The sequence below is a fragment of the Cellulomonas septica genome (assembly GCF_012396155.1).
Taxonomy (GTDB): Bacteria; Actinomycetota; Actinomycetes; order Actinomycetales; family Cellulomonadaceae; genus Cellulomonas; species Cellulomonas septica.
Window position 1 is genome coordinate 1 of the sequence record NZ_JAAXOY010000917.1, and the last position, 1,003, is coordinate 1,003.

At 75.8% G+C, this 1,003-nt stretch carries 1 protein-coding gene; it reads right to left on the bottom strand.

Going from position 1 to position 1,003, the window contains the following annotated elements; translation table 11 throughout:
- A partial coding sequence (locus HGA02_RS20265) for an NAD(P)H-binding protein (RefSeq protein WP_210728871.1) occupies positions 1 to 1,003 on the bottom strand: 1,003 nt, incomplete at both ends.

The window sequence follows — 1,003 nt, forward strand, 5'->3', positions numbered from 1 at the left end:
GAGTCGTCGGAGGAGGACCGCTCGGACGCCGGCTGACCGCTGGGGGACCCCCCTCGCCCCGCCGCAGCGCGAGCCGCACCGCGCGGTCGAAGCCGACGAGCCCGTCGGGCGGGTCGGGCACCCAGCGGGCGATGTCGTGCTCGTCGCACACGACCTCGTGCACGAGCGACTCGACGAGCGGCCGCGCGAGCCCGCCCGGCACGGGCGTGACGAGCGAGACCCACAGGCTCGACAGCCGCGGCGTGAGCACGCCGACGCCCACGATCACGCGTCGCGGCAGCCCGGCGGCGGCGGCGTAGCGCTGCATCATGTCGCGGTAGGTGAGGACGTCGGGACCGCCGATGTCGAACCCGCGGCTCACCTCGGGCGGCATCGCCGCGGCGCCGACGAGGTAGCGCAGCACGTCGCGGATCGCGATGGGCTGGATGCGGTTCTCGACCCAGCGCGGCACCGTCATCGCCGGCAGGCGCTCGGTGAGGTAGCGCATCATCTCGAACGACGCCGAGCCGGACCCGAGGATGACCGCGGCGCGCAGCACCGTCGTCGGGACGCCCGACGCGAGCAGGATCTCGCCGACCTCGGTGCGCGACGCGAGGTGCGGCGACAGGTCCTCGCCCTCGGGGTACAGCCCGCCGAGGTAGACGATGCGCCGCACGCCGGCCTCGCGCGCGGCACGCGCGAACGTGAGCGCGGTCATCCGGTCGCGCGACTCGAACGTCCGGCCCGACCCGAGCGAGTGGATGAGGTAGTACGCGATCTCGACGCCCTCGAGCGCGGCGCGGATCTGGTCGAGGTCCGACGCGTCCGCCTCGACCGCCTCGACCTCGCCGACCCACGGGCGCCCGCGCAGCCGCTGGGGTGACCGCGCGAGGGCACGCACGCGGTAGCCGGCCGACAGGAGCTCGGGGACGAGGCGCCCGCCCACGTAGCCGGTCACGCCCGTGACGGCGACGAGCGGGGCGTCGGACCGTGGCCGCCCGTCCGGTCCGGGACCCGGCACGAG